This window comes from Dactylosporangium sp. NPDC051087 (genome assembly GCF_055586325.1).
Genome location: NZ_JBVJIJ010000094.1, coordinates 1 through 1,436, shown reverse-complemented (window position 1 = coordinate 1,436; position 1,436 = coordinate 1). Strand labels below are relative to the sequence as shown.

Below are 1,436 nucleotides of genomic sequence, written 5' to 3'. Positions count from 1 at the left end.
CCCAATGCCGTTGCCTTTACGGGTGACGATGGCGGATCCGGGGAGCAAAGTCTGCATCGCGCCTGGTCCCGTGCATCTTCGATGTTTTGGTCGGATAGGGCGTTGTGCGCCGCTTGACGGCACGTGGGTAGCTGCGAGGTCGACGAGGCCCGTTGGGCTTGTCGGCTAACCGGGCGGCGACGCGGTCAGCTGCCTGGTTCCGCAGCGTAGGCAGCACAGGGTGGGCCAGGCTGCGGCGCACGAGGTGCTGCGCGCGGCGAAACGACACGCGGTGCGGATCAAGCATCCGACTCGCACAGACTGCGGCGTGCTGCATCAGGTCTCTTGTCAGGTGATGCACGGTCAGGTGCGCCCAGATCTCCTGCCGGACGCCGTCCGGCCGCATCGAGCGCAGCACACCACGGGAACCGCGCTGAACGGTCTTGACCTCCGCGAAGATCCCTTCTGACTCCCAACGCTCGTGATAAAGCGCGGCGAGTTCAGCCGCGGGCGCGTCGTCCGGATCGAGCAACGAGGTGGCCAACCGGTAGACCTCGTCACTGCCGTCCAGGGTGTACTCGATGACCCGGACCGTGATGAAACTGGGGACCTGCTTGCCTTCGCGGCGCAACGCCGCTGCGGTGTGCTTGTCCAGCCGGACCCTGGCAAGGTAGCTGCCGTCGTCGAGCGTGGCATGCACCTTCTTCGCGACGGTCTTCTTCAACCGCCACAGCAGGTGCGCTCCAGCGTCGGTGAACGCGTTCCACAATGGGATGCCGAGCATGTTGCGGTCGGCCAGCACGAGCGTGCCCGGGCCGGCCGACCCGGCCAGGTCCATGGCGAGCGTCGTCTCGCCCTGTTGGCGACCACCGATCACGGCATCGACCACAGCATGCGTGCCGCACTCGACCAGCGCGACCACCCGTGCCTGCGGGTATCCGCCGACGCCGCAACTGCCGGCCGGTCGGGTGAACTCGTCCGCGTTCTGCGGGGAATCGGCGACATCCAGCACCGTGCCGTCGAACGCTTCCAGACGCAACCCTCGCCAGAATGCGGATGGGCACGTGTCCGGGGTTGCTACCGGGCCGGCGATGGTCCGGAACAGTTCTTCCAGCACAGCAGCGCCGACCCTGGCCCGCGCCCGGGCCAGTGAGGACTTGCCCGGCGCCCGGCAGGGCTTGCCCGCCAAGAACTCAGTGTCCGCTGGCAGCAGGTGCTCGAAGACCTGCTCGTAGCCCTGGTCGGGATACAGGCAACGAGCCAGTTCGAAGTACACCATGGTCCGCGCTGTCAGCAGCCTTCGCCGCAGCTCGCGCCGCTGATGTTTGTCGATGGCGGCGTCGACCATCTCGGGTGGGCACCACCGGGTCAGTACACCCAGCTCGACTTCAGGCAGCCAAGATCCATTCATGGTGCGCCGAGTATCGCGCAAAGCCGTTTAAGGCAACGGCATTGGG

At 66.6% G+C, this 1,436-nt stretch carries 1 protein-coding gene; it reads right to left on the bottom strand.

From position 1 onward, the window contains the following. Positions 1-16: 16 nt before the first annotated feature. The gene (locus ACZ6TV_RS55205; protein WP_465309788.1) at positions 17-1,390 is read right to left on the bottom strand and encodes an IS4 family transposase; all 1,374 of its coding nucleotides are present in this window, start codon (positions 1,388-1,390) and stop codon (positions 17-19) included. Positions 1,391-1,436: the final 46 nt, after the last annotated feature.